The following is a 22,093-nucleotide window of genomic DNA, read 5'->3' as shown; positions in this document are numbered from 1 at the left end:
TCCGGGGTATCGAAGAACGCTCAGAAAGAACCGCCGCTACTAAGCACTAAACGAAGTGCCCGTAGCTAATGCGAGAAGTTTGCTGAACGCAGAGCCGCAGAAAGGCTTAGCAAGCAGGTGGCCCACGCAGCGGCGTAGCAATCAAAAGAGGTCGCTTGAGAATCGGCGACATATAGCCGATAGCCGATTCGCCTACTACGATTTCTAGCGATAGACCAAGCAAATCAGGGCCGACGTCATGAATCAGCACACGAGCTTTGGCGACGCACAACACGCACGAATCTTCATCATGCTGAGATCCGTTGCTGTTCTCGTTTTCAACCGGCGCCGCGTCGCTAGGGCAGTGATGGTGGCAGCAGCACGTTGTTGCAGATGGCACTTTGGCGTCTACGCTGACGTTCTCTGCGCACGTCGAACTGTGCGCGACCACTGCGAAGTCGCTCATGAAGAGCGCCGCAATCAATAACAAACTGATCGCAGTGGATTTTTGCTTCATAGGTCTGAAAAGTAGTTCGGCTGGGCTCGAGACATTAATATTACTCTACGAGCAGCAACGGTAAACCTACGTCCGATTCTAGTAAAAGTTCATCCTTAACGGAAGAAACATCCGCAAAGATTTCATCTTCTGAACGTTCCTTTCACATTAATTCCGAAGTGGGACTATCGAACTTGACGCCACCACTTGGCTCTAACCTCGTTTGATCCACCTTCTCCAAATCCAAAAGTTTAGCGAACTCCCGGCCAACAGGACTCGTACATCATGCCTTAGATGCATATTATGTGCAACTGCAATTGGTTTTCCTCTGTTGGCGGCGTGGTCGGCGTCGGCCGCAATGGAAAACCGCGTCTATTTGCCGGGCAGCGGATGTAGTAGGTCCAATGTTGGACCTTCCGACTGTCGAAACAGCTCCTATTCGATGGGGACAAACGAACACAATGTCGAACATAAAAACCGATCGCAAACTGCCAGTAACCGTCCTTTCTGGATTCCTCGGGGCCGGCAAAACGACGTTGCTGAACCATATATTGGCAAACCGTCAGCAGTTACGAGTTGCCGTTATCGTCAATGACATGAGCGAGATCAACATCGACGCCGCCTTGGTCCGTGATGGAGATGCCAAGCTGTCGCGAACCGATGAGCAGCTTGTTGAAATGACCAACGGTTGTATTTGTTGCACGCTCCGCGAAGACTTGTTAATCGAAGTAGCTCGATTGGCCCAAGAGGGGCGTTTCGATTACTTGCTGATTGAGTCGACAGGAATTAGCGAACCGATGCCCGTCGCCGAGACGTTTACGTTTGAAGACGAGAACGGACAAAGCCTGTCGGCGATCGCCCTGCTCGATACGATGGTTACAGTGGTGGACGCCGGTAGCTTCATGAACGACTTTAGTTCCTGGGATGACCTAGCGGAACGAAAGATTGGACTGAGCGACGACGATACACGCAACATTGTCGATTTACTAGTTGATCAGATTGAGTTCGCAAACGTCATCGTTATCAATAAGACGGACCTCATCTCCAAAGACCGACTCGTTCAGTTATCTGAACTGCTTCGCAAGCTCAATCCGCAATCACAAATCCTGTTCTGTGAAAATGGACAAGTCCCGATCCGTTCGCTCCTAGGCACTGGTTTGTACTCATTGTCCGAGGCAGAATCGCGACCAGACTGGTTAAAGACTCCGCGGGGTGAAGAACAGAGCGAGACAGACGAGTACGGAATCTCTAGCTTTGCGTATCAAAGTCGTCGGCCTTTTCATCCCAAGCGACTTTCTGACGCAATGGATCAAGACATGGCCGAGGGGCTATTCTCCGGCGTATTGCGAAGCAAGGGGCTGATATGGATTGCATCCAAGCACGATTGGGCATACGAATGGTCGCAAGCTGGCTGTTCCATTCGCATCGATCCTAAGGGTTGGTGGTGGGCGGCAGCTCCCGAGGACGCTTGGCCGCAGGACGAAGAAGGTCTGGCGATCGTTCGACGGAATTTCGATGGACAGTATGGTGATCGCCGACAAGAGTTAGTCTTCATTGGAAATGCGATGGACGAGTTGAACACGAGGCAGATCTTAGATCAATGCCTGCTGACCGACGAAGAGTACGAGCGCGGTCCGTCTGGATGGTCAGAACTAAGTGACCCATTCCCGGCAATTGAACTCGAAGAGGAGGAGTCACAAATTGAGCAAGGCCTAGTTGAATCATTTACTAGGGAAAAAGATGACGTGGCTGCGAACTGAAGCTGTTTTTAATGGATTAACTTGCCAAGCCGACGTCTCCGATAAATATTCGGCCTGCCGGCTATCGCAGTGAGTGTTCATTGGCATTAATCTCTGTCGAGAGACCATCGTTCCGCGAGCCAAGCGACCACCAAGTATTGATGTCAATATCATCATCAATGCTGGCTACGCGACCATCGCTCATCAAGACAACAACACCACCTGAGTGATTGCTGCTAGGTGAGGCAAGATGCCCACCATTGCCTTCGCCGCCCATCAAATGGCAATTCACTTTGTTGGGTGGCAATACATGTAAGTATCCGTTTCCCACCGGTGCCCAACCTGAAATCCAAGCGTTACCGATCGGCATCGAATAGATTGAGTCTACAAATAGTTTCTCATGCATACATCCAAGATATTCTTCCATCGGACGAATCGTGTTGTAGCCCATTGCACAGTAACTTTTGTACCGGGCATCCTTGTTATGTTCAACATTGTCAGGTGAAACTTCCCGATTCACGAGACGTTCTGTAACTGCGACGGTATGTGACAGGCCGTCAACTATGCTTGAAATAGTGACAGCACCATCCTCGTTGCGATTTGTTTGTAACGGATTTGTATATGCGAAAAAACCATTAGGTGTCGAGTTTGGAATTCGCTCGTCCCTAATTCCCGTTGTGTAGGGTGGCCACCCTAAATTGCCGGTATAGTTCGACGGAGCCGGACGTGACGAACCCATCGTGAACATTGATTTCGAATTGTCCGATGGACACAGGAAAATTGAGACTCTGGTCGCTGCAGCTTTTGCATTGCGGTGATTTATGCCAATTCTTCCGTCATAGAGTGCGTCGAAACCACACTCATCGGAGTTGTTGTAGTTAAAGTCAATCAAATTATAAACGGTCACTGCATCCACAAATGGAAGGATGCTTGAATGCCACGAGTAGTACCCTGTGCTGCAGTTCGTGCCAATATTTTTACCAGGGCCGGTGAAGGCTACTGGGAACTGACGAAAGCTAGTGTGGTAAGCATGCAACGCAAGACCGATTTGACGTTGATGGCTTGCACACTGAAGTTTGCGAGCAGACTCCCGCGCGGTGAAAATCGCTGGCAGCAACAAACTCAGCAGAACGCCTAACAAAGCGATCACCACCAGAAGTTCTACTAACGTCATGCCGGCTGGTCTATATATACGTAACAAAAGTTTTCGCTTCGTTTTCATTGGAAGGTTCCCGTTCGATCAAATTGGAACACGAGCCCGCGAGACTAGATCCTGTGGACTCGTTCGAAATTTCTATCCAGGAGACTACTTGTCGCTCTTACGCCAACTTTTTGCGTCGCTTGCGGCGAACGATCGGCCCGCATAGAGCAAGTCCAGTCACTGCAAACGTACTAGGCTCGGGAACTGCCGTCGTTGTCAGTAACGCTGTATAACCTTGCCGACTTGGAGCTGTCCCAAGTGGGGGATTCCCGGCTAATACAATGCTGTAGTTTCCTGCACTCAGGTTAAACGATTTGCTTACGAAACTGGCTTGACTATCGTTGGGCTCGTTACCGATGAAACTTAAATCCTCGGCCCATCCGAAATCGCCACTATTGTTGTAGACATGGTCGTCACCATCGTCGTTGTCGGATCCCGACCAAATTGCAAAGGCAGGATACAAGTTTGCACCGGCAAGATTAGCTCCGTTGGAAACGTTTGCTGTTCGCTCGAGCGATACAGTTAGGACCGCGTTCTCTAGGAGTTCCAGCTGTACCCAGTGTGATGTGTGTGTCCATCCAAAGTATCCGTCTTCATTTCCAAAATTGACAGGGTCTTCAAAGCTCAACGAACCCACGTGACTAACTAGTGGCCCAGACGAATCGTTCTGTGTCATTTCGTTGACCGTCCAACGATATCCGATGCCTCCTTCAAATGGGTCTCCACTTATTACGACTGCTGCCTGTACAGCACTGTTTTGCAGAGTTGCTAGGAGCGCTGTCAGGAATAAAATGAAATTTATTTGCTTGATGTGCATTATTTTGATTCGAATCTTGATAGTAGTTGTTTGAATTAAGTTGCTTTCATGAAGTCCCCCAACGCGCTTGCGATAGCAGCGAAGAACGAACTGACGAGGAACGAATCGTCGGTTGCCTATCGCAAGCGCGTAGGAGTACCTCAATCTGGCGACGAAGTTTGAGTTGTGCAGCGAAACGTTGCACTGCAATCAAGGTGCATATGACACCCGATCGTCAAAATATTGCATACCAAAGGTTTGAGCCCGAGCAAACTCTCATGCCGTAAACCAAAGGCTTGGCTTGCGGGTCGAGTGATTTTCTCACTGCGCGCGGACGAGTTTCGCTGTGGCAGACCTTGTATGCAGAGCGGTAGCTCGAGCCGACTTTAGAAGCGGCGAAACTCCCACCATTCAACGATTGCCCACAATCATCAAATGGCGGGTAGTTCGGAGATTCATATTGTCTACGAGCGACGAGCGAAAGATTTCGGCGGCGGCACCGAGGGCTCAGGTCGTTCAAGCAAATAGAATGCATTCGGTAGAGTGCATATAGGATTGCTGACGGTGGTTACGATGACTAGTTGCTCCTGCGACGGAATTACCACGCCTGAATTAATCCAATCAGTTGACATTCCTCGACATTTCAGCGCGCTTAGCCCAATGATCCAACGCGATTTATTCTCGCGGTCATCATCGGCGCTGTACCTTGCCTTGGAAGCTGAGTCGCAGGTCGACTTTGAGCAATCCTCGCGTTGTGGACCAACCTTACAACAACATGCCCTTTTGGAAGCAGATGAGTTTGCAAGCAACTTTTCATGGATATGTTGAGGCAATTTCACGCCATGAGATCTGGCCCAAGCCAACTTTTCGTTCGCAGTGAAACAACAGCAGTTCAGCCAACAGTTCTCAGCGCTCCCACATCCGCAATGGTGGGTGGCACATGGATACGCATCATCGACTGACGATTCTGGCGGGAAGTATGTACGCGGATACCCAATGGTCGCGAGTAGAAACGCAACCAAGCAAACGAAAACGATCCGACGTCGGACACGCGTCTGCTTTTTTGAATAATTGTGGAAAAATCTATGTGAGTCCATGGAGGCACACTGCCTGCGACTCGTCCCTCGTCAATGATGATGCTACGCGGCAAAGATTTTATGTCAAGCGTGTGATCGCCAAAAGTGTATAGTCATCAATGTCGCACCTGTTGACACAGATATTGTGTATATGGACTTGCGTTTGTCCGGGCTCTTACCGATTGAGTCCACTACTGCCACATGCGACTTAAGGTTCTGAATAGTTCAATCAAAAGTCGACCCCTTCAATATACTGACCCGTTTCCAATATTACTGTGCGGCTGGGACCAGAGCTCCAAGCAAATCGGTGCGCCATTGCTTGTTCTCGAGATCGAAGGCGCCGAAACCGGCTCCGAATTCCCAATAGGCCCAGCTCATACCTAGGGACTCGCAAGTTCGAGCAACGGTTTCTGTCCACTTCACTCGGCTTGCTTGCGGAGCCATGCTGTAGGCGCCAAACTCGCCAACATAGATTGGTACGTTACGCTGCTTGCCCCAGTCCGCCGCGTCTTGAAGCTCTTTCTTGACCTTCGCAATCTCTTCCTCACTGCCGAACTCGCGATCGCGAATCGCTCGCACTTCCGGGTTGCTCCACGAAGCTCCCTGGTGCGTAAACTCGTGAGGATTATACATGTGCACGGTTACGATCAAATGTTTGTCGTCTGGCAACTCGAGCTTTGGAAGAGCCCAGATTCCATTCCAGAACGGAGGGCCAATGATCACCGGCCGAGTAGGATTTGTTTCGCGCACCGCCGCTAGGCCAACTCTCAACACGTTATTCCATTTATCATTTAAGGCTTCGTGCGGTTCGTTGTTAAGCTCAAAATACAGAAACTCGCCGCGGTCTTTATAGCGATTTGCAATCTGCTTCCAGAGTGCTTCGAATCGATCGACATGTTGGTCCGGCTCAGTGTCCAAGCCATCGTAATGATGAATGTTTAACACTACGTTTAGCCCAACTTTTTCCGCTTGATCGACGAAAGCGTCGACACGTTTCGCAAAGCTCTCTTCGATGGTATAAGGTGCCAAGTTTCCTGCGTAGTCCGACCACTTAACTGGCAGTCGGATTGAATCAAAGCCTGCGGATTTTATTGTTGCGAGATGGTCGGTTTGAATGTCGACTCCCCACGTCTGATCGCGTGGCACTTCGAGGAAGTTCCCCAAATTGATACCCCGGCCCAAGCGTTTGTTTGCTTCAAACATGTCCGCCTCAGTTCGGGATTCCGACGCCTGAGCTAGCACATCGGTGGCATGGAGGCCGACCAATGCTAGAGAGGCAAACAAAAGTGTGATGTAGATTTTCATTTCAGACAATTCAGCGTTAGGAGTAATTTATTTGAGAGCCGCGTTGGCGGTGTGGGTGCACGCATGTGCCGGCCAACTGCTACAATCATGTCGCTCAAAGACGACTTCGCTGCTCTCATTTTAGCCGAATTTGGAAAATTGTAATGCCACGTTGGTGTCCGCTGAAAATACTGGCCATTGCGATCTTTGTGGTTGCCTGCATTGGCAACCCGTCTGTCACAACAGTGATCATGGAGATCCGTCCTTTCAATAGCTCGCTCTTAGTTGGTTTCTTTTGCGTGGGTTTTCTCGTCTGCGAGATTGCGCTATTGGGATTCCTGCTGACCTTTTGGAAGGTACATTTTTTCCAACGGTTGGCCACGGTTGTTGTAATGCTCGGTGCCGCCATCAGTCTTTGGATCTATTCGCTGACAGACTATGGTAGTGAATCCATTCCGGTGCAAGTTCTTTTAATTTTGTATAGCATTGCCTTCGTGGGTATTGCGTTACAATGGGCTGCGCTCAAAATGGCTAGTCGAGTTTACCGAAAGCTAATTACGCGTACAAGAAGTGCTGGATCTCTACGGCCTAACGAAAGTGAATCGCTTGAGAGAGTTGCCGACCCTTCACCGCCAGCATCGGAACGTCGCTTCGGTATTGGGTTTTTACTTGCGCTCGTTACTTCATTTGCATTCTTAGCAATGCTTCATAAACAGTTTGAAATTGACAGACTGGAAGTTGCAGGCGTGGGTGAAACCATCCGGATCATTGCTCTCGCATTTTGTCATACGATCATTTCGGTCTACGCCTTTACATCAATCTTTATGGCCGCCGGTGTCAAAAATCCAAGGTGGTGGTTCATGTGGCAGATAGTAGGTACCATTTCGCTCGCGATCATTTTTTACAGTGTTGCAGCCACGCTGCTCGGCAGATGGTTCCATGATGGAGAAACCGCGAAGTTATTTGTTTCTTACTATGCGGGTGTCATCCTCTCCGGTTGGATGGCTTGCGCATTACTGATTTTGAGCGGCTTTAGCATTGCGCCCGAAACGCCCGCAACTGGAGTGTTGCGTGAATCGGACGATTCGCTTCCAAACAAAGATGTCGTTTGGTAAATGTCCCTTGCAGCAACCCGAGGTTCCGCTTCAAAGGCATTCAGTGAAGCAACGCAGCGGTGTCTAAGCGATGCCGTGCCACTTTGGACTACTCTTTTTGCTCGATTTGAAACAAACGGCGTAGGGCTAATACAAGGTCCGAGCCATTGCCTCGCTCAGTCTCCTGGCGAAGAGATTGTAATGGAGTGTTCAGTAGCTTATTGACCAAGCGGTCCATTGACAAACTAATTTCCGCTTCGACCTCAGGTGGCACCTTGTGCTGGGCAAGGCGGTTGGTCAGCCGCGTTAGTTCCGTGGATTTGATTGAATCAGAAAGCTCGCGCAACGCTTTGATGGTTGGGGCAGTGTGCCAGAAATTGCTGTCGGAAATGAAGCGGGTGGTCTCCTCGGCTATAATGGCTTTAGCTTTAGGGAATTGTTTTTGTCGGAAACTCATGTTGCGTTCGCACACCGCTTGTAGATCGTCAACGGAATAAACATAAACATTGGGAAGCTCGCCAATTGTTGTCTCAAAATCACGTGGGACGGCTAGATCCAGGATCAGCTGAGCGCTTTGTTTGCGACGCTTGGCGAGGATTTCACGATATACAACTTCCGTGACGATCGGAACCGTGGCCGAAGTTGTGCTCACAATAAGATCCGCTTCGCGAAGTTCTCCGTATAAGTGTTCCCATGCGACAGCTTCCAGATTCAAGCTGCCCCCAAAATCGATATTCAGCTCGCCGGCCAACGTGCAGGCATGCTCAAAGGAGCGATTGATGAGCCGAACTTGTTTCGCTCCCGCTGCCTGTAGGTAACGTAAAGTTTCGGTGCCCATTTCGCCGCTGCCGATAACTAAGATTCGTTTGTCGTCGAAATGCTCAAAGAAATCTCCCGCCACTTCGCTGATCGCGACACTAGGGATCGATACGCGTTTTGAGTGCACTTCGGTCTCGTTGGCGACTCGTTTGGCAACGTGGCTGGCCCGCTGAAAAACGGCGTGGACGATCGGACCGGCAGTATTGATATGCCGTGCTGCTTCGTAGGCGTCCTTGACCTGCGACAAAATTTGGGATTCTCCAACCACTAGGCTGTCCAGCGAACATGCGACTGTAAATAGGTGCTCCACTGCGCGTTCATCCGCGCAGCCTACAACATGGGACAAGTATTCTTCGGAAGGTAAAGCGTGAAAATCGAAAACGAAATCACGAAGCTGCTCGACGGTTGGCAAGTCGGCGTCGTGTGTTGCGGCCGCGTATAACTCGACACGATTGCAAGTGCTCAACAATGCGAATTCGGCATCGGCATATTTCGCCCGAAGTGCTCGCAATGCGGCCTCGACCTGGTTAGGCATGAAGGCAATCTTTTCCCGCAGTTGCACCGGAGTACGGTGATGGCTGCAACCGATCATCCGAAATTTCATAGCGGCCGCCCTTCCGTAACGACTGCCGCGGGCTCAACTGGCGAGACGGCGCTTTGGCTGTCGGAGTCGCGTCCATGACTGTTCAGCAGGACTACCGAAATCGCGATAACGGTTGCGAAGAAGCTGACCATATTTAGAAGCACAGCTTTGGAACCTCCGCGTTTGGATGCATTCGATTCTATTACTAATGCGACAAGCATCCAAACCAAAAGGCCGCAGCTGACGACGATCCCAGGTTCAACCCATGACACCGATCGCAACGTCGCTGCGTTCATGATGACGCCTCCGATTAAACCCGTTGCAATGCAGGCGGTCGAAGCGATCAGGCAAGATCGACCAGTGCTGTCAAGGTATTCTAAGGAAGGCAAACGTATAGGACCGCCGATGCCGCGCTTCATTTTTAGGCGATACTGCTGCCAGATTCGCATGATCGCAACGACGAAACCAAGGCTCACAGACACGACAGCAGCGCTCAAGCCACCTCCATGAATGTAACCCCATAAACTATTAAAGTTGTCACCTCGTTCAAACGGTCTGCCGCTGCGCATCAGCATGGCTGCCAAGATGATACTGATAACAATCGGGAGCAGAAAAATCCCGAAGATGCTATTGGGGCGTCGAATGATCAGTATCAAATACGCCAGCGCCAATCCGAACGCAGCAATCTGGCTCCAGTCGAAAAATGTTGCCGGAATGCTCCAGTGGCCTTGTTCGATATAAGTTAGCCGTGCACGATCAAATAGAAACAACGCGTGCGTAAGTACTGCAACTGTTGTGCAAACGATCAACAATGCCGCGCGCCACGGAAGCCTAAACCACAGTCGCGATAGTTCGAAAGCCCACAACGTGAGATAGCTAAGCAAAAAACAGCCGATAGTTACGCCGGTCATGGGTTTCTTTTCATTCGATATTCCATTAATTGCTCACGCTGAAACGTTGTGCGAACCTCTTATTATGATCGCCAACTGCGATTTCAGCAAACCCGCACACAAGTTCGATGTACTAACGCTTTATCCAGGCATTAATCCAGTAGCCCGAGCGACGCGCACCTTGCCGCCAAGGAATTGTCCTGTAACAAAATACCGAAATCTTAACCCGCATGCGTCAGCGAGGAATAGCACTTCACCCGCAAAAAAACCTCGCTAGCGCAATTCGGGTTGTGATGTCCGCTTGCTCCGAAGGCGGAAGTTATTGCGGTACAATTCCAAGGGTATTAAGCGCCACGTCCGCTGGTGTCGATTCCTTCGAACAAGGTCGAGCCGATGCGAATAATCGTTGCGCCATTAGCAATTGCGATCTTAAAATCGCCGCTCATACCCATCGAAAGTTCATCAAGGGGATGAGAATCATCGGAAAATTTGAGTCGAAGGTCTTTTTGCAACTCCCTAAGCGTAGAAAACTGAACCGCCGTTTGCGATTCATCTGCCAATTCGCTTGCCATGCCCATCAACCCGCAGATGCGAATCCCCGGCAACTGTTGACACTGCTGAATCAAATCTGCAACTTGCCCGATCGCTGTGCCCGTTTTTGCCTCTTCGCCCGAAATGTTGACTTCGATCAAGCAATCCAGAGTGCGGCTTTGGGCGATCAGCGTTTGCGATATCGATTCTGCCAACCGCACTGAATCCAGCGAATGGAGCACAGTGATCAGCGGCACTGTACGAGCTACCTTGTTGCGTTGTAAATGGCCTATCATGTGCCAACGCAAATCGGCAGCTTGAACCGTTGCGTGCTTTTTCCAGAGCACTTGCGGCCGCGATTCTCCGAGTTCCACACAGCCAGCGTCGACCAAAAGTTGAGTGGTTGCTGCATCGACATATTTGGTGACTCCCACAATACGGACAGAGTCCACGGGCCGGTTGGCTAACGCACATGCATCGCCGACTGACTGTTGAATCGCTAGCCAGTTTTGTTTGATCTTGCGGGCGGTATCGATTGTTTCACTGTCGAGCATCGTAAAGATCGCAATGTTTTTTGGGTTGAAAATCACGGACAACCGGTAGTGTACCAATTATGGTAAAAAGGGCGTTAAGCTCGTCGAAGTGAAAACGAGTTTACGCTTGTACGCGTTCCTCTCCTAGTTCAAAAGCTAATCGTCCAAGAGCTACTCGCCCCATGTCTTCACAATTTTCCGGTCAGGCTTTCACTGTTTTCCTTCGCGGGTTGCTCCTATGTGCAGCCGTGAATCTACTCGCAAGCACATTCAGCCCCAGATGTGTTCTTGCACAAGTACCAGAAGTTGCAAGCAGCACTCTGGATGAAGGTACAACGAGCGACAGTTCCGACTCGATAACAACTGCAAATACAGCCGAGAGTCTGACGGATGTGGAGCAAGCTGCAACGACCGCTGCAGGTGCGTCGCCAAACTCAACGTCGGTGGCACCGGTCAAAGAAATCATGTACTTACCGCTCGTTGCTATGGCAGCCGGAGTTCTAACTGTCCTCATTCTGATGTTAGGTTTGCGATGCAATCCATTTCTCGCGTTGATAGCCGCCGCGCTGGTGGTCGCTGTTATAGCCGGTATCGGCGGGCTAGATCCGATGAAAGATATTAGTTCCGCGTTAGGGAGCACCGCGGGAAGTATCGCCATCTTGATAGCCATGGCTTCGATCGTCGGAAAATGCATGCTGGATAACGGTTCGGCTGACGCGATCGTTAGTGCTGCCGTGAAAATCTCTGGTGAGAAACGGGCTCCGGTCGCGTTGATGGGCAGCGGCTTTTTGCTGTCGATCCCCGTGTTCTTTGATACAGTTTTCTATCTGTTGGTCCCTCTTGCCCGCTCGCTGTATCAGAAGACAAAACAGAATTACTTGCTATACGTCATGGCAATCGCTTGCGGTGGTGCAATCACCCACACCCTTGTCCCACCAACTCCTGGTCCCCTTTTGGTAGCGGCCACGTTGGGTGCAGATGTTGGCTATGTTATGATTATTGGCATATTGGTAGCGATACCAGCGGCCTTTTCAGGCTTGGCATTTTGTTATCTGATGAACCGTGTTCTTTCGATACCGATGCGCCCCGTTGCTGGCGTTAAGGCTGATTCGCCTGCGAATGATATCGCTGACAGTCAGGCAAGCGAACTTCCAGTTCGGAGTGTACCGTTGTGGTTGGCGCTTGCTCCTGTACTATTGCCAGTTCTGATGATAAGCCTCAGCACTGTAGCGACGACAGTTGCGGACGGGGAAGATCGAGCCAGAATTTTACCCAGTGATATCCTCAACGAAGCAGCATTCGATTCGCTGTTTTCTAATGTCGAGGATTCGTCGCGCACGCCAGAGGGGCGAATTGTCGCCAGTGGAAAACTTTCGGATCAGGAGCGGCAAGCACTCCAGTCGCCAGAAACCGCTCTGGAAACTCGGGTGCAAGCTCTCAATCGCGTCCTGTTAGATCCTAAACTATTTGTTCCTGCCGCATTCCGTGACGTCGAAGTCTCCGAAGCTTTACGCGGAAAATTACTCGCAGATCAGTTGAAGACGAAACCAGTCGACATGCGCCGTATGAATCGCGAACTTTTGGAAGCAACCTATCCAACCATAATTGACAAGCACGATTGGAACAGCAACGCTCGTATTTGGAGCGATCGACTGTCGGGCTTGGGAAACGCGAGCCTGGCTCTTTCGATTTCGGCACTCATCTCCATCGTAACACTCTCGTGGGCAAAACGTCGTTCGCTACGTGCTCTGGGTGGTGACATAGAGGAAGCTTTAATGAGCGGCGGATTAATCATCTTGATCACAGCAGCCGGCGGTGCTTTCGGCGAAATGTTAAAGCGAGCTCAGATCAGCGAAGCGATCCAGGGCATGATCGATTTGCAAGGACAAAGCGGTTATGCCGTGTTGCTGTTAGGATTTTCAATCGCAGCTCTGCTCAAAGTTGCCCAGGGCAGCAGTACCGTTGCGATGATTATCGGCGCTAGTATGGTGGCGGCGATGGTAAACGTCGAGCAATTGCCTTATCACGCCGGTTATCTTGTGACCGCGATCGGTGGCGGATCGTTGATTGGAAGTTGGATGAACGATAGTGGCTTTTGGGTCTATGGTAAGATGAGCGGCCTGACCGAGTCGGAGTCGCTGAAGACCTGGACGCCGCTTTTGTGTGTTCTGGGAACAACTTCGCTGCTCGCTAGCTTGCTTTTTGCAACAATCTTGCCGCTGAAGTAGTGATCTAATTGCTGTTACACAGCGCGAGCCGTTCGCTCACGGTCGCGACTGCCACGTGTTGAGTCGACGTCATGGTCCTCGGCTACGAATTGCTAGGGCACGCTAGTTGCACAAAGGTTGTGGGAATACATTTCCAACACTCTAGCTAAAGGAACACAACCAATGGCAAAACAACCACTCGCCGGCAAAAAAATCGCATTCCTCGCAACGGACGGCTTTGAACAAGTCGAATTGACTGAACCGTGGAAGGCAGCAAAGGATGCCGGAGCCGAAACCCATCTAGTTTCGCCTAAGTCAGGCAAAATCCAGGGCATGAACCACGACGAAAAAGCCGATCAGTTCAAAGTCGACAAGTCGATCGATGAAGTGAACGCAAGCTCGTACGACGCACTTGTGCTACCAGGCGGCGTAGCTAATCCAGACTCATTAAGAACCTGCGAAAAAGCCGTCCAATTTACACGCGACTTCTTTGAGCAACACAAGCCCGTTGCTGCTATTTGTCACGGTCTATGGACCCTGGTCGAAGCTGATGTGCTGCGTCATCGTGAAGTTACTTCCTGGCCGAGTTTGAAGACTGATATCGTGAATGCAGGCGGAAAATGGGTCGATCAGGAAGTCGTCTGCGATAACGGTCTTGTCACCAGTAGGAATCCGGATGATCTTCCGGCGTTCTGCAAGAAATTGGTTGAGGAAGTCGCTGAAGGTACGCATGTCGGCCAAAAGGCATAACGAGGGAGTGCGCTCGTAGTCTAGCGATTTACTGAATGATCATCCTTGGGACCCAAATAAGATAACCGTCATGTTGAAGGACGTTTGCCGACTCACAGCCATTCTCGGTGGCACAGCGTTCGCCACTGCCTTCACGGCGAAATATTTACTACGCCAGAAGCGGTGGTTCGATTGGAAGGGCAAACGTGTTATCGTCACGGGCGGGTCCCGAGGTCTTGGACTGGAAATAGCCAGAGCGTTGGTCGATCAGGGCGCAACAGTAGCCATATGTGCTCGTTCGAAAGAAGACTTAGATGTTGCCGAACGAGAATTGTCGGATCGCGATGCACACGTGCTTGCCTCGACTTGCGATGTGCGCGACAGAAATGCTGTTGAGGCCTTCGTAGGCAAAGTTGCGGAAGCATTCGGCGGTGTAGACGTACTGATCAATAACGCTGGCATCATCGACGTAGGCCCCTGGGAATCGATGTCACAGGATGATTTCAAATCGACGTCGAACACAAACTGTTGGGCTTGTCTCTCGACAATTTCCGCCGTTGTGCCGCTCATGCGTCGGCAAGGATGGGGGCGAATTCTCAATATAAGCTCGATTGGCGGTCAGCTTTCTGTTCCGCACATGGTTCCGTACTCGACATCGAAGTTCGCGCTAGTCGGGCTATCGACCGGCCTGCGTGCAGAGCTTGCGAAAGAAAACATTTTAGTCGTGACTGCTTGTCCTGGCTTAATGCGAACCGGAAGTCCGCGGAATGCTACGTTTCGAGGCGACACTGAAAAAGAATATGCTTGGTTTAGCATCAGCGATTCGCTGCCTATCTTATCGATTGACTCGACTACCGCCGCGCGAAAGCTTCTGCGAGGCTGTCAAGGCGGTGAACCGCTAATCTCTTTATCGGGGCCATTTAATTTGCCGAACACACTGAGTCGGCTTGCTCCGGGACTCTCGATCGAAGCAATGTCTGCTATCAATCGATTTTTGCCCGACAATCGGAATTTGAGGCAGCGCAAGGCGAAAGGCTTTGAAAGTCAGTCAACTTTGTCGCCCTCATTTTTGACCGCACTGGGCGATGCTGCAGCGGTACGCAACAACGAAATATAGCACGGATCGAGTCTGGCTCAACAAAATGTTTGGGCGCGATAATGACGTTTTGGTTTTAGACTCAGGTCAGCCGCGGAAGATCGTTTCAAGTTCCGAGATTGTCTCCTGCCAAGTGTCACCGGCCTTTTCGAAATCTACTTCCATGAGTTTTAAGGATTCCGCATCCTCAAAATGGTCTGACAGCTTCGCCGCGGGCCACAAATTGAACTGTGCAGCAGCGCCCATTGTCAGTCGACTGGCTGTTTCTTTGCTAAACAAATGATTGGCCAAGTTTCTTGCGGCCACGGGATGCGGGCTATCCTTAAGGATCGCTACAGTGCTTGGAATGAGAAGTGTTCCGACGCCCTTCTCTGCTTGATCGGGAAAAACGATTGCAACATGTCCGCCATTGTCGCGCTCAATAAGTGCATCGTCCGTATCGGTCAGTCCCCACGTTAGGTCGCCGCGACTTACGGCTTGAGCAATCTGCTTGTTGCCTGAGAGAACAATGGCGTTTTCTTTGACTTTGACAATCCAGTCACGATAGCTGGCGTTATTCTGACTCTTGAGCACTGCCATATGAGTCGAAGTTGTCCCAAACAGCGGTGATGCAATGCCGCACTGACCTTTCCACTGTGGATCCGCAAGATCCTCGACCTTGGTCGGCCACTTCAGCTCGTCTGCAAGCTTGTCGGTATTAACGAGCAAGACACGAGCACGAGCCGTGATGGGAGCCCAAGTACCATCACTAGCAGTTAAGTGACGCCGGAAGCCGTCCGGAAAATCGTAAGCATGTTTTTGCAGCAACCCTAGCTTTTGCAGCCTGATGGTCTGGAGCACTTCACCATTCCAAAATACGTCGCAACGAGGTGTTTCCGCCTCGGCCACAATTCGATTGGCAAGTCCAACTGCCTTTGTCGATTCGACGTCGAACTGCGCGGCGACTTCAATGGGCGCGTTGTTTCGCTCGTACGCATCGAGAATAGGTGAAGCGAACTCGCGATCAACCGAGCAGTAAATGACAACCTGCTCCTCACTACGCTTAATGCACCCGAGGCTTTGGGCAAACGCGATAAACGCAAAAAGTGTGAAGCTATTTCGAATTGCAGATTTGATCGACGGCATTGTCATGGGCTTTGAAGTAATAAGCGCGAAAGATGTCAACGCAATCTTAACCATTCATCAATTGCTGCACAAACCTATTCATCGAACTTGTTTTTGGCGTCGCTGATGAGCGGGCTGAAGCAACGGCGCCGAATTCGAAATGGATGAATATGAACGCACTCGCGAGATAAAATGCCGTGTAAACGGCGCGTCGCTGGGTTTGCTTTTTAGAGTCTGCTAATACCATTGGTAGGTGTATGTTTGCATTACATGCAACGCTTGTTTTCGCTGGGCGGGGCTATCAACATAGGGCTGCAGTTTACCCATATTTACTTCCGCCAGCGAAGCGAACTGCGATTCGGCTAGCTGAAAATCTGAACAATGTTCACCTTTTACGTGGCTACGAATGCTGGCGTGTGCGGCGAGCAACGCGCGAACGCCGTTGCGAATACGGCTGTCTTCATGATCAATTAAGGCGAACAAAGGCAACATTCCATCAACGCCAAACACTTGTTCGGAAATCTGAACTGACGGAGGCAATTTGCCAGACTTAACTAGGTGGGCATTATAACGATTCGCAATCCAGTCGACCGGCAAAATTGCATATAGAGCCAACGCGAAACTTGCCGCCCAAAGCTGGTGATTTACCAACCATCCGAAGTTCTTTGCGACCGCGATCTTGTAGACGACTAAACTGAATCCTGCGGCAACGGTGGCAACGCCAATCATGCCGACAATCCTCATGTGCGTCAGACCATTAAATCCTACATAAATCGCAAGTCGATTCAGTGCAGCCAGCGCTAGTAAAAAATTTAAACCTGACCAAATCCACGCTGGCAAACGAAGCGTTTGGATGCGATGGTCAGCCAGCATAGGAGCAGAAAAGAGGGCGGAAAGCACAATCGTTGCAATTGCCAGAGCAGCCGTCAGCCAAAACGCACCCTCGTGCGCATACCCCGCATAGTAAAAGCCGACTGGGAATTCACGAAACCACATCGTGCTGAACTCAAACAGCAAGTACGCTGCAAAAAGTACAACGACCGACCAGAGCGTGGCTCGCGCCGGAGCAAACAGGGGGTGCAAATCTGAATATCGCGTAACCGAAGAACTGGTGACGTCTGGGGAATCGACTTTCCGGAACAACATCGGAAGCAAAAGGCCTAAACCGACAAATGCGCTGAATGCAATAAAGCATAATTCGCTGAATCTGACTTCAGCTATGTAGCTTTGCACCCTCGTACTCCAGTCACTATAAATCACCCGGAGATTGGGGTTGGCTAACACAAAGAAGGTTCCGAACAGAATAATCGCTACCACGGGGGAGAATATGAGCAGGAAACGTTCCCAGCCTCGGCTATTGATCTTGCCCTTCACCGATTCAGCTTCATTCCGAAGAAGGTTTGACTGCTGATATTCTACTAACTTTTGTAGAGGTCCCATGGCGATGCGAACCGGTACAAAAAGCGCCTGCGGAACGGTATTTGGCAAATTGTGCCACATGGCAATATACGTCCAGAGTACCGCTGGAGTGATCAACATTAACAATGGCGTTCCGTGCCACATCATTTTGACGGCACAAAGCATGATTGCTGCCACGAGAAAGGAAGTCCACAGATAGCCCCGAGAGAGTCTTGATTTCCCTAGTAGCAAAACGAGCGGTAAGAGTAGAGTCAGGATAGCTGCCGAAAACCACCCAGCGAAGCGGTAGATCAGGAGGTCACAAGCAACCGTCCAAATAACAATGGCTACGCTCAAGCGAATGCGAGTTAGCGTCGCAACGCCCGAGGTTACATTTAGACTATTTTCTCCATGTGGCTCAATGGGCAACTCCGCAGAATTTAGCTCACTTGATGCGCTCGACATATTGGATCGACTCACATTTTATTAGGGGATGCAAGGTGATGTGAACACTACCAGAGAAAAGAGTCGCTACTATGCGAGCGCGTAAGCCGAGGAGATACAACGCTGCCCGCAATTTTACGCTAGCTACGTGCCTACGGTTTACCAGATTTCTGTCGACCACCCAATTTGCCAAGAATGTGGTTGTTCACTTGGTTGTAAGGTATTCCACGGAGAAGAACTGACAGAGCACTGCACATCTGACAACTCCAAGAGTCCTCTAATCGTGCGAACCGTCAGGACTCAAGCAATTGCGGGCGTGAATCGAGGAATTTAATCGCAGATGCTAGGCTCTGCACTCTACATTGTCCGATGATGAAAGCAGGACTCCGAACGGCTTGGCTGCGATTTAGCCCCGCAGTCAGTAATCGGTGACCGGTTGAAAATGGGTGAGGGTGGTCTATGACGGACCGCCCTTTTTTATTTTCTAACCAGTTCAGCTAAGTTCGTTGGCAGTGAACTTCGCACACCAAGGGATGCGCACCCGGCCAAGTTAGTGAATGCGACGAGGCGAAAGAGAACAGAAATCGCCGCGAGCTACTTTCGATTTATGGATGTCGCTGGGGACTCGGCAAAACGCCAGAGGCTCGGTTCAGCAGTACCGGTTACGGCTTGCAACCACTTGCGCTGCGGTGGTGGTTCGCCAAGTTCAATAAGTGCACGGATGTCTTTCATCAGGTTCGACTGGCTGCCGTAGTACGAATGACCAAGCATGCTGGTGTCCAACTCGGAAACATCTACGCTGTCGATACCCAAGAAAGTCGGCATGCCTTCAAAAGTCAAACCCAATCGTTTGTAACCATGGACCGCCATTGACGCAAGAAGTGCCCGATCGCCCTTTGAAGTATACAATGTCACTCGACTAGCCGCTTGCTGGATAGCGGGCTTGTAACGTGATTGAAACTGAGCAAGATCGACATCGGGGGCTGCCATGATGACCTGCCCGAGCATCGGCTGCATCGTGGGATATCGTAGAGAAAGCCTTTCGGCCGCTCCAAGCAAAACACGATTCCCCATACTGTGAACGATTACGTGGATTTGTTCCGTCTTTGTGCGTTCATGCAGGTCCAAAACCAATTGCTCCAAATGCAATACACTCCAATCAACAGTGCCTTCGTCGGTGGTATACCCCGTCACAGTTCCAACGGATGGCCAAGAGTACAGCATGGGAACGCCATCGTATTCGAGGTCAGAAGTAAGTTGCGCCGTGCGAAGCAACGCGTCTTCGAATCGGACGTTGTAGCCATGAATGAACAGCATGATGGATTTCTCGGCCGCTTCAGTGATACTTGAATCAACCGAAGCAAAGAATTCATCGCTATTGAGCTTCGTAACGGTACGAATCATAACATGTTTGTCAGGCGACTCTTTGAATTCGAATTTCAGCAAGCTCGGTCGTTCCACTTTGCCCACTGTGTGCGTCGGCGGCAGTGTAACTCTTGCCCGGCCAAAGTTTAGGATTTCGGAACTGTCAGAAGCTAGGTTTCGCTCGCCGCCATAAAAGACACCACCGAGGGCGGTGAGTTGAGTCGCTTGATGATGACGCGCAACAACTTTCAATCCCATCAAACTACATAGAACGACGCAGCCAATCGTTGCTAGTCCCCAGAGCCACTTTATCCGGGATGTCATTAAGCCACCAACGGCAACGAGTGTTCCGAAGAGAATGATGACACTGGGTACAAGGTGGGACCACCAGAACGCTAACGAACTCGGATCGATCATGCGCCGGTCGGTTGCGTAGTAAACGTCGACTTTAGTACGATCGACTGGAGACGAGGCTACGGACGTGTTAGGTAAAGAAAGGGAATCTTCAGATTCGCTCGAGTACGTATCAGTATTGGACGTTGGCTCCGATTCAAATTGATCAGTTATTCTAGCAGATGACGGGATACTTGGTTGCACTCCTGGAGCAAAGCCGAGGTCCGAAGGTGAGCTCTGAGGCAATGCTGACGACGCTGTTTCGTCGCTGATGTTACGATGAACGATAGACGGAAATTCGTGGGCGGACTTCGGGAACTCCGTTGCAATCGGAGGTGCAACTGGAGTCGATGCGTACGGCTCAGGTGTAGACTGTACAGAACTATCGGTGGCGAACGGCACGACCATGCCACCAACCGCGGCGGTGCCAGCGGCGGCGGCCACCCAAATCAAAGACACTCGGCCAACCCTGCTGGCAATGCTAGCCTTTCGGGGGTGAGTCGGCTGATGCAAAGCCAAGCTATTTGAGATCCTTCTCATAGCAACTGTCATTTCCGCACAAGTAATCGTGGACTGCGACTGCAGGAAGCGCAGACTGTATCGATTATGTCGGTTATGGCGGCCGGTTTAGATCAACCTTGATCGAAAATTATCCAAATTATTAAACTATTTGGAGTGACGTGTTGTGGCATTCGAACCGTCCGGCCACGCCGCGATACTTGCGAAGAAGTAGCGTGATTTGCAAAAGGTTTCCCATAAGAGGCCGGGTGGGAGATGGCCTCTCAGACGTGTAACATCGCGAACTGGCAGTCTGCTGGCTTCGATATGAAGCCAGCCAAACGAAGCAGTTACCGTGCATAAAGATTAGGATGAGAGGCTGGCTTCGTTAACAACTTCTGCGATCTTCGAAAGCTTCTCGTCCGTCAACTCTTCTTCGTTCAACGTCTCTTTCAAAAGCGCCAACGCGTTATCGTATCCAAGTGCTTTTGCCCAAGTGCACAGAGTACCGTACGAGGCGATCTCGTAGTGCTCCACCTTTTGTGCGCATGCGATAAGAATCGCATCCATCACCTCCGGCGTAGCATCTTCGCTCATCATCTCTTCGGCTTCTACGATCAGCCCTTTCATCGCTTCGCATGTTTTCGCGCGAGCAGCCTTGCCTGTGTCTTCGAATGCTTTTGTGACTCGTTCCACTTGTTCTTCAGTTTCTTCCAAGTGTGCTTTGAAGGCGGCAGCAAGTTGCTCGTTGGTCGCCTTCTTTGCCATTTTCGGCAACGCTTTCAATAACTGTTTTTCGGCACTCAAGATGTCACGAAGTTCATCGTAAAACAAGTCAGCAAGTGATTCTAAAGCCATTTTCATCATCCTCATGTCATGAGTTTCGCAGTATGAAGCGAACTAAAGGTCGTTCGCATGTCGTCGCTGTCATAATGCGAACCCCATGCCAAGTTTCAGGATGGTCGATAAATGCACGCTTAACTTTAGAGGCCCTGCGATGCGACTTACCGCGAGTGGCCGAGCATGCTTAACGCAGGCTTGAACTAGATTAGAGTGCGCCGCCGCATAGCCGCATCCTGCGTTGGATACTTGTATTCGGCAACAGCAACAAACTGGCCATGTGGCTGGTCGTATGCAAAGACTTCCCCGGTTTCGATTTCGTACACCCAACCGTGTAAATGGAGATCGCCGCGCTTGATTCGCGATGCAACTGATGGAAGAGTCTCGAGGTTTTCGAGCTGCACGAGTACGTTTTCCTCAATAGCGGCTTGTAGCAGGAGTTCTCCATCCAAGTGACTATAGTTGTCCTTCATGATGCGACGAGTAGTTTCGGCGTGTTGCAGCCACGAGCAGACCGCTGGGAGTCCTTCGACATACTCTTTTTCCAACACACCCTTCATCGCTCCGCAATGCGAATGCCCGCAGATAATGATGTCGCGAACGCCCAGGCCTGCGACTGCGAATTCGATAGTAGCCGCTTCGCCCCCCGTGCCTGCACCATGCGGTGGCACGATGTTGCCAGCGTTCCGGAGGATAAATAATTCACCTGGGTTTGCTTGCGTAATCAAGCAAGGGTCAATCCTCGAATCAGAGCAGGTTATGAACAGCGTTTCTGGTTTTTGTCCTTTGGCCAACTCTTTAAAAAGTCCTTCCAGTGGTCGGAACTCGTCGTTACGAAAAGAGTGTATCCCATGGATCAATTTCTGCATCTGAACTGTGCCTTTTAAAAAACGGTGGAACGCATTGTTTATTCGTTATGATCATAGAATAAAAGTGTCGTTCAGAAACCCACGCTGCTGAATCTACCAATGCGCGGACAATGCCTGTTTCCTCTGGGT

The 22,093-nt window shown here is 50.6% G+C and carries 18 protein-coding genes; 5 read left to right on the top strand and 13 right to left on the bottom strand.

The features are described from left to right. Positions 1-106 precede the first annotated feature (106 nt). Entirely contained in the window at positions 107-496 is a 390-nt protein-coding gene (locus tag SH451x_RS15025) for a hypothetical protein (protein ID WP_479357803.1), read from the bottom strand. Positions 497-936: 440 nt separating this feature from the next. Between SH451x_RS15025 and zigA the strand changes: the two genes are divergently transcribed. Beyond that, positions 937-2,235: a zinc metallochaperone GTPase ZigA gene (gene zigA, locus SH451x_RS15020; protein WP_479357802.1), complete on the top strand. Its 1,299-nt coding sequence runs from the start codon at positions 937-939 to the stop codon at positions 2,233-2,235. Positions 2,236-2,296: 61 nt separating this feature from the next. On the opposite strand, the gene SH451x_RS15015 is transcribed toward zigA, so the two are convergent. The 4 genes from SH451x_RS15015 to SH451x_RS15000 all read right to left on the bottom strand — a co-directional run bounded on the left by SH451x_RS15015 (position 2,297) and on the right by SH451x_RS15000 (position 6,592). Further along, a complete protein-coding gene (locus SH451x_RS15015) occupies positions 2,297-3,436 on the bottom strand; it encodes a DUF1559 family PulG-like putative transporter (RefSeq protein ID WP_479357801.1) in 1,140 nt (379 codons plus the stop codon). Between the two features lie 97 nt (positions 3,437-3,533). Beyond that, positions 3,534-4,232, bottom strand: coding sequence for a PEP-CTERM sorting domain-containing protein (locus tag SH451x_RS15010; protein ID WP_479357800.1), 699 nt, complete (start codon positions 4,230-4,232; stop codon positions 3,534-3,536). 443 nt (positions 4,233-4,675) lie between these two features. Further along, complete coding sequence (locus tag SH451x_RS15005) at positions 4,676-4,843, bottom strand: hypothetical protein (protein WP_479357799.1); 168 nt, start codon at positions 4,841-4,843, stop codon at positions 4,676-4,678. 714 nt (positions 4,844-5,557) lie between these two features. Beyond that, positions 5,558-6,592, bottom strand: coding sequence for a glycoside hydrolase family 5 protein (locus SH451x_RS15000; protein ID WP_479357798.1), 1,035 nt, complete (start codon positions 6,590-6,592; stop codon positions 5,558-5,560). 143 nt (positions 6,593-6,735) lie between these two features. Here SH451x_RS15000 and SH451x_RS14995 point away from each other — a divergent pair, with 143 nt between their 5' ends. Then, entirely contained in the window at positions 6,736-7,686 is a 951-nt protein-coding gene (locus SH451x_RS14995; protein ID WP_479357797.1) for a hypothetical protein, read from the top strand. A gap of 88 nt (positions 7,687-7,774) precedes the next feature. Here SH451x_RS14995 and hemA read toward each other — a convergent pair whose 3' ends face one another. The 3 genes from hemA to SH451x_RS14980 form a co-directional block, all read right to left on the bottom strand. Further along, positions 7,775-9,088: a glutamyl-tRNA reductase gene (gene hemA, locus SH451x_RS14990; protein WP_479357796.1), complete on the bottom strand. Its 1,314-nt coding sequence runs from the start codon at positions 9,086-9,088 to the stop codon at positions 7,775-7,777. Next, a complete protein-coding gene (locus SH451x_RS14985; RefSeq protein WP_479357795.1) occupies positions 9,085-9,978 on the bottom strand; it encodes a hypothetical protein in 894 nt (297 codons plus the stop codon). Before SH451x_RS14985 ends, hemA begins: the two co-directional genes overlap by 4 nt. Before the next feature lie 323 nt (positions 9,979-10,301). Beyond that, positions 10,302-11,042, bottom strand: a complete 741-nt coding sequence (locus SH451x_RS14980; RefSeq protein ID WP_479357794.1) for a YggS family pyridoxal phosphate-dependent enzyme — start codon at positions 11,040-11,042, stop codon at positions 10,302-10,304. 161 nt (positions 11,043-11,203) lie between these two features. Here SH451x_RS14980 and SH451x_RS14975 point away from each other — a divergent pair, with 161 nt between their 5' ends. The 3 genes from SH451x_RS14975 (at position 11,204) to SH451x_RS14965 (ending at position 15,074) form a co-directional block, all read left to right on the top strand. Continuing rightward, positions 11,204-13,249: a GntP family permease gene (locus SH451x_RS14975; RefSeq protein ID WP_479357793.1), complete on the top strand. Its 2,046-nt coding sequence runs from the start codon at positions 11,204-11,206 to the stop codon at positions 13,247-13,249. Positions 13,250-13,411: 162 nt separating this feature from the next. Then, positions 13,412-13,978 (top strand): type 1 glutamine amidotransferase domain-containing protein, encoded by a 567-nt coding sequence (locus tag SH451x_RS14970; protein WP_479357792.1) that lies wholly within the window; start codon positions 13,412-13,414, stop codon positions 13,976-13,978. A 70-nt stretch (positions 13,979-14,048) separates the two neighbouring features. Then, a complete protein-coding gene (locus SH451x_RS14965; protein WP_479357791.1) occupies positions 14,049-15,074 on the top strand; it encodes an SDR family NAD(P)-dependent oxidoreductase in 1,026 nt (341 codons plus the stop codon). Positions 15,075-15,140: 66 nt separating this feature from the next. Here SH451x_RS14965 and SH451x_RS14960 read toward each other — a convergent pair whose 3' ends face one another. The 5 genes from SH451x_RS14960 to SH451x_RS14940 form a co-directional block, all read right to left on the bottom strand. Continuing rightward, positions 15,141-16,178: an extracellular solute-binding protein gene (locus SH451x_RS14960; protein WP_479357790.1), complete on the bottom strand. Its 1,038-nt coding sequence runs from the start codon at positions 16,176-16,178 to the stop codon at positions 15,141-15,143. A gap of 216 nt (positions 16,179-16,394) precedes the next feature. Continuing rightward, positions 16,395-18,020, bottom strand: coding sequence for a DUF4153 domain-containing protein (locus SH451x_RS14955; RefSeq protein WP_479357789.1), 1,626 nt, complete (start codon positions 18,018-18,020; stop codon positions 16,395-16,397). A gap of 573 nt (positions 18,021-18,593) precedes the next feature. Continuing rightward, positions 18,594-20,216 (bottom strand): alpha/beta hydrolase, encoded by a 1,623-nt coding sequence (locus SH451x_RS14950; RefSeq protein WP_479357788.1) that lies wholly within the window; start codon positions 20,214-20,216, stop codon positions 18,594-18,596. A 405-nt stretch (positions 20,217-20,621) separates the two neighbouring features. Further along, a complete protein-coding gene (locus SH451x_RS14945; protein ID WP_479357787.1) occupies positions 20,622-21,113 on the bottom strand; it encodes a ferritin-like domain-containing protein in 492 nt (163 codons plus the stop codon). A gap of 185 nt (positions 21,114-21,298) precedes the next feature. Further along, entirely contained in the window at positions 21,299-21,964 is a 666-nt protein-coding gene (locus tag SH451x_RS14940) for a carbonic anhydrase (RefSeq protein WP_479357786.1), read from the bottom strand. Positions 21,965-22,093 lie beyond the last annotated feature (129 nt).

Source organism: Njordella aestuarii, assembly GCF_056494165.1.
This window is presented reverse-complemented; position numbering and strand designations above follow the sequence as displayed.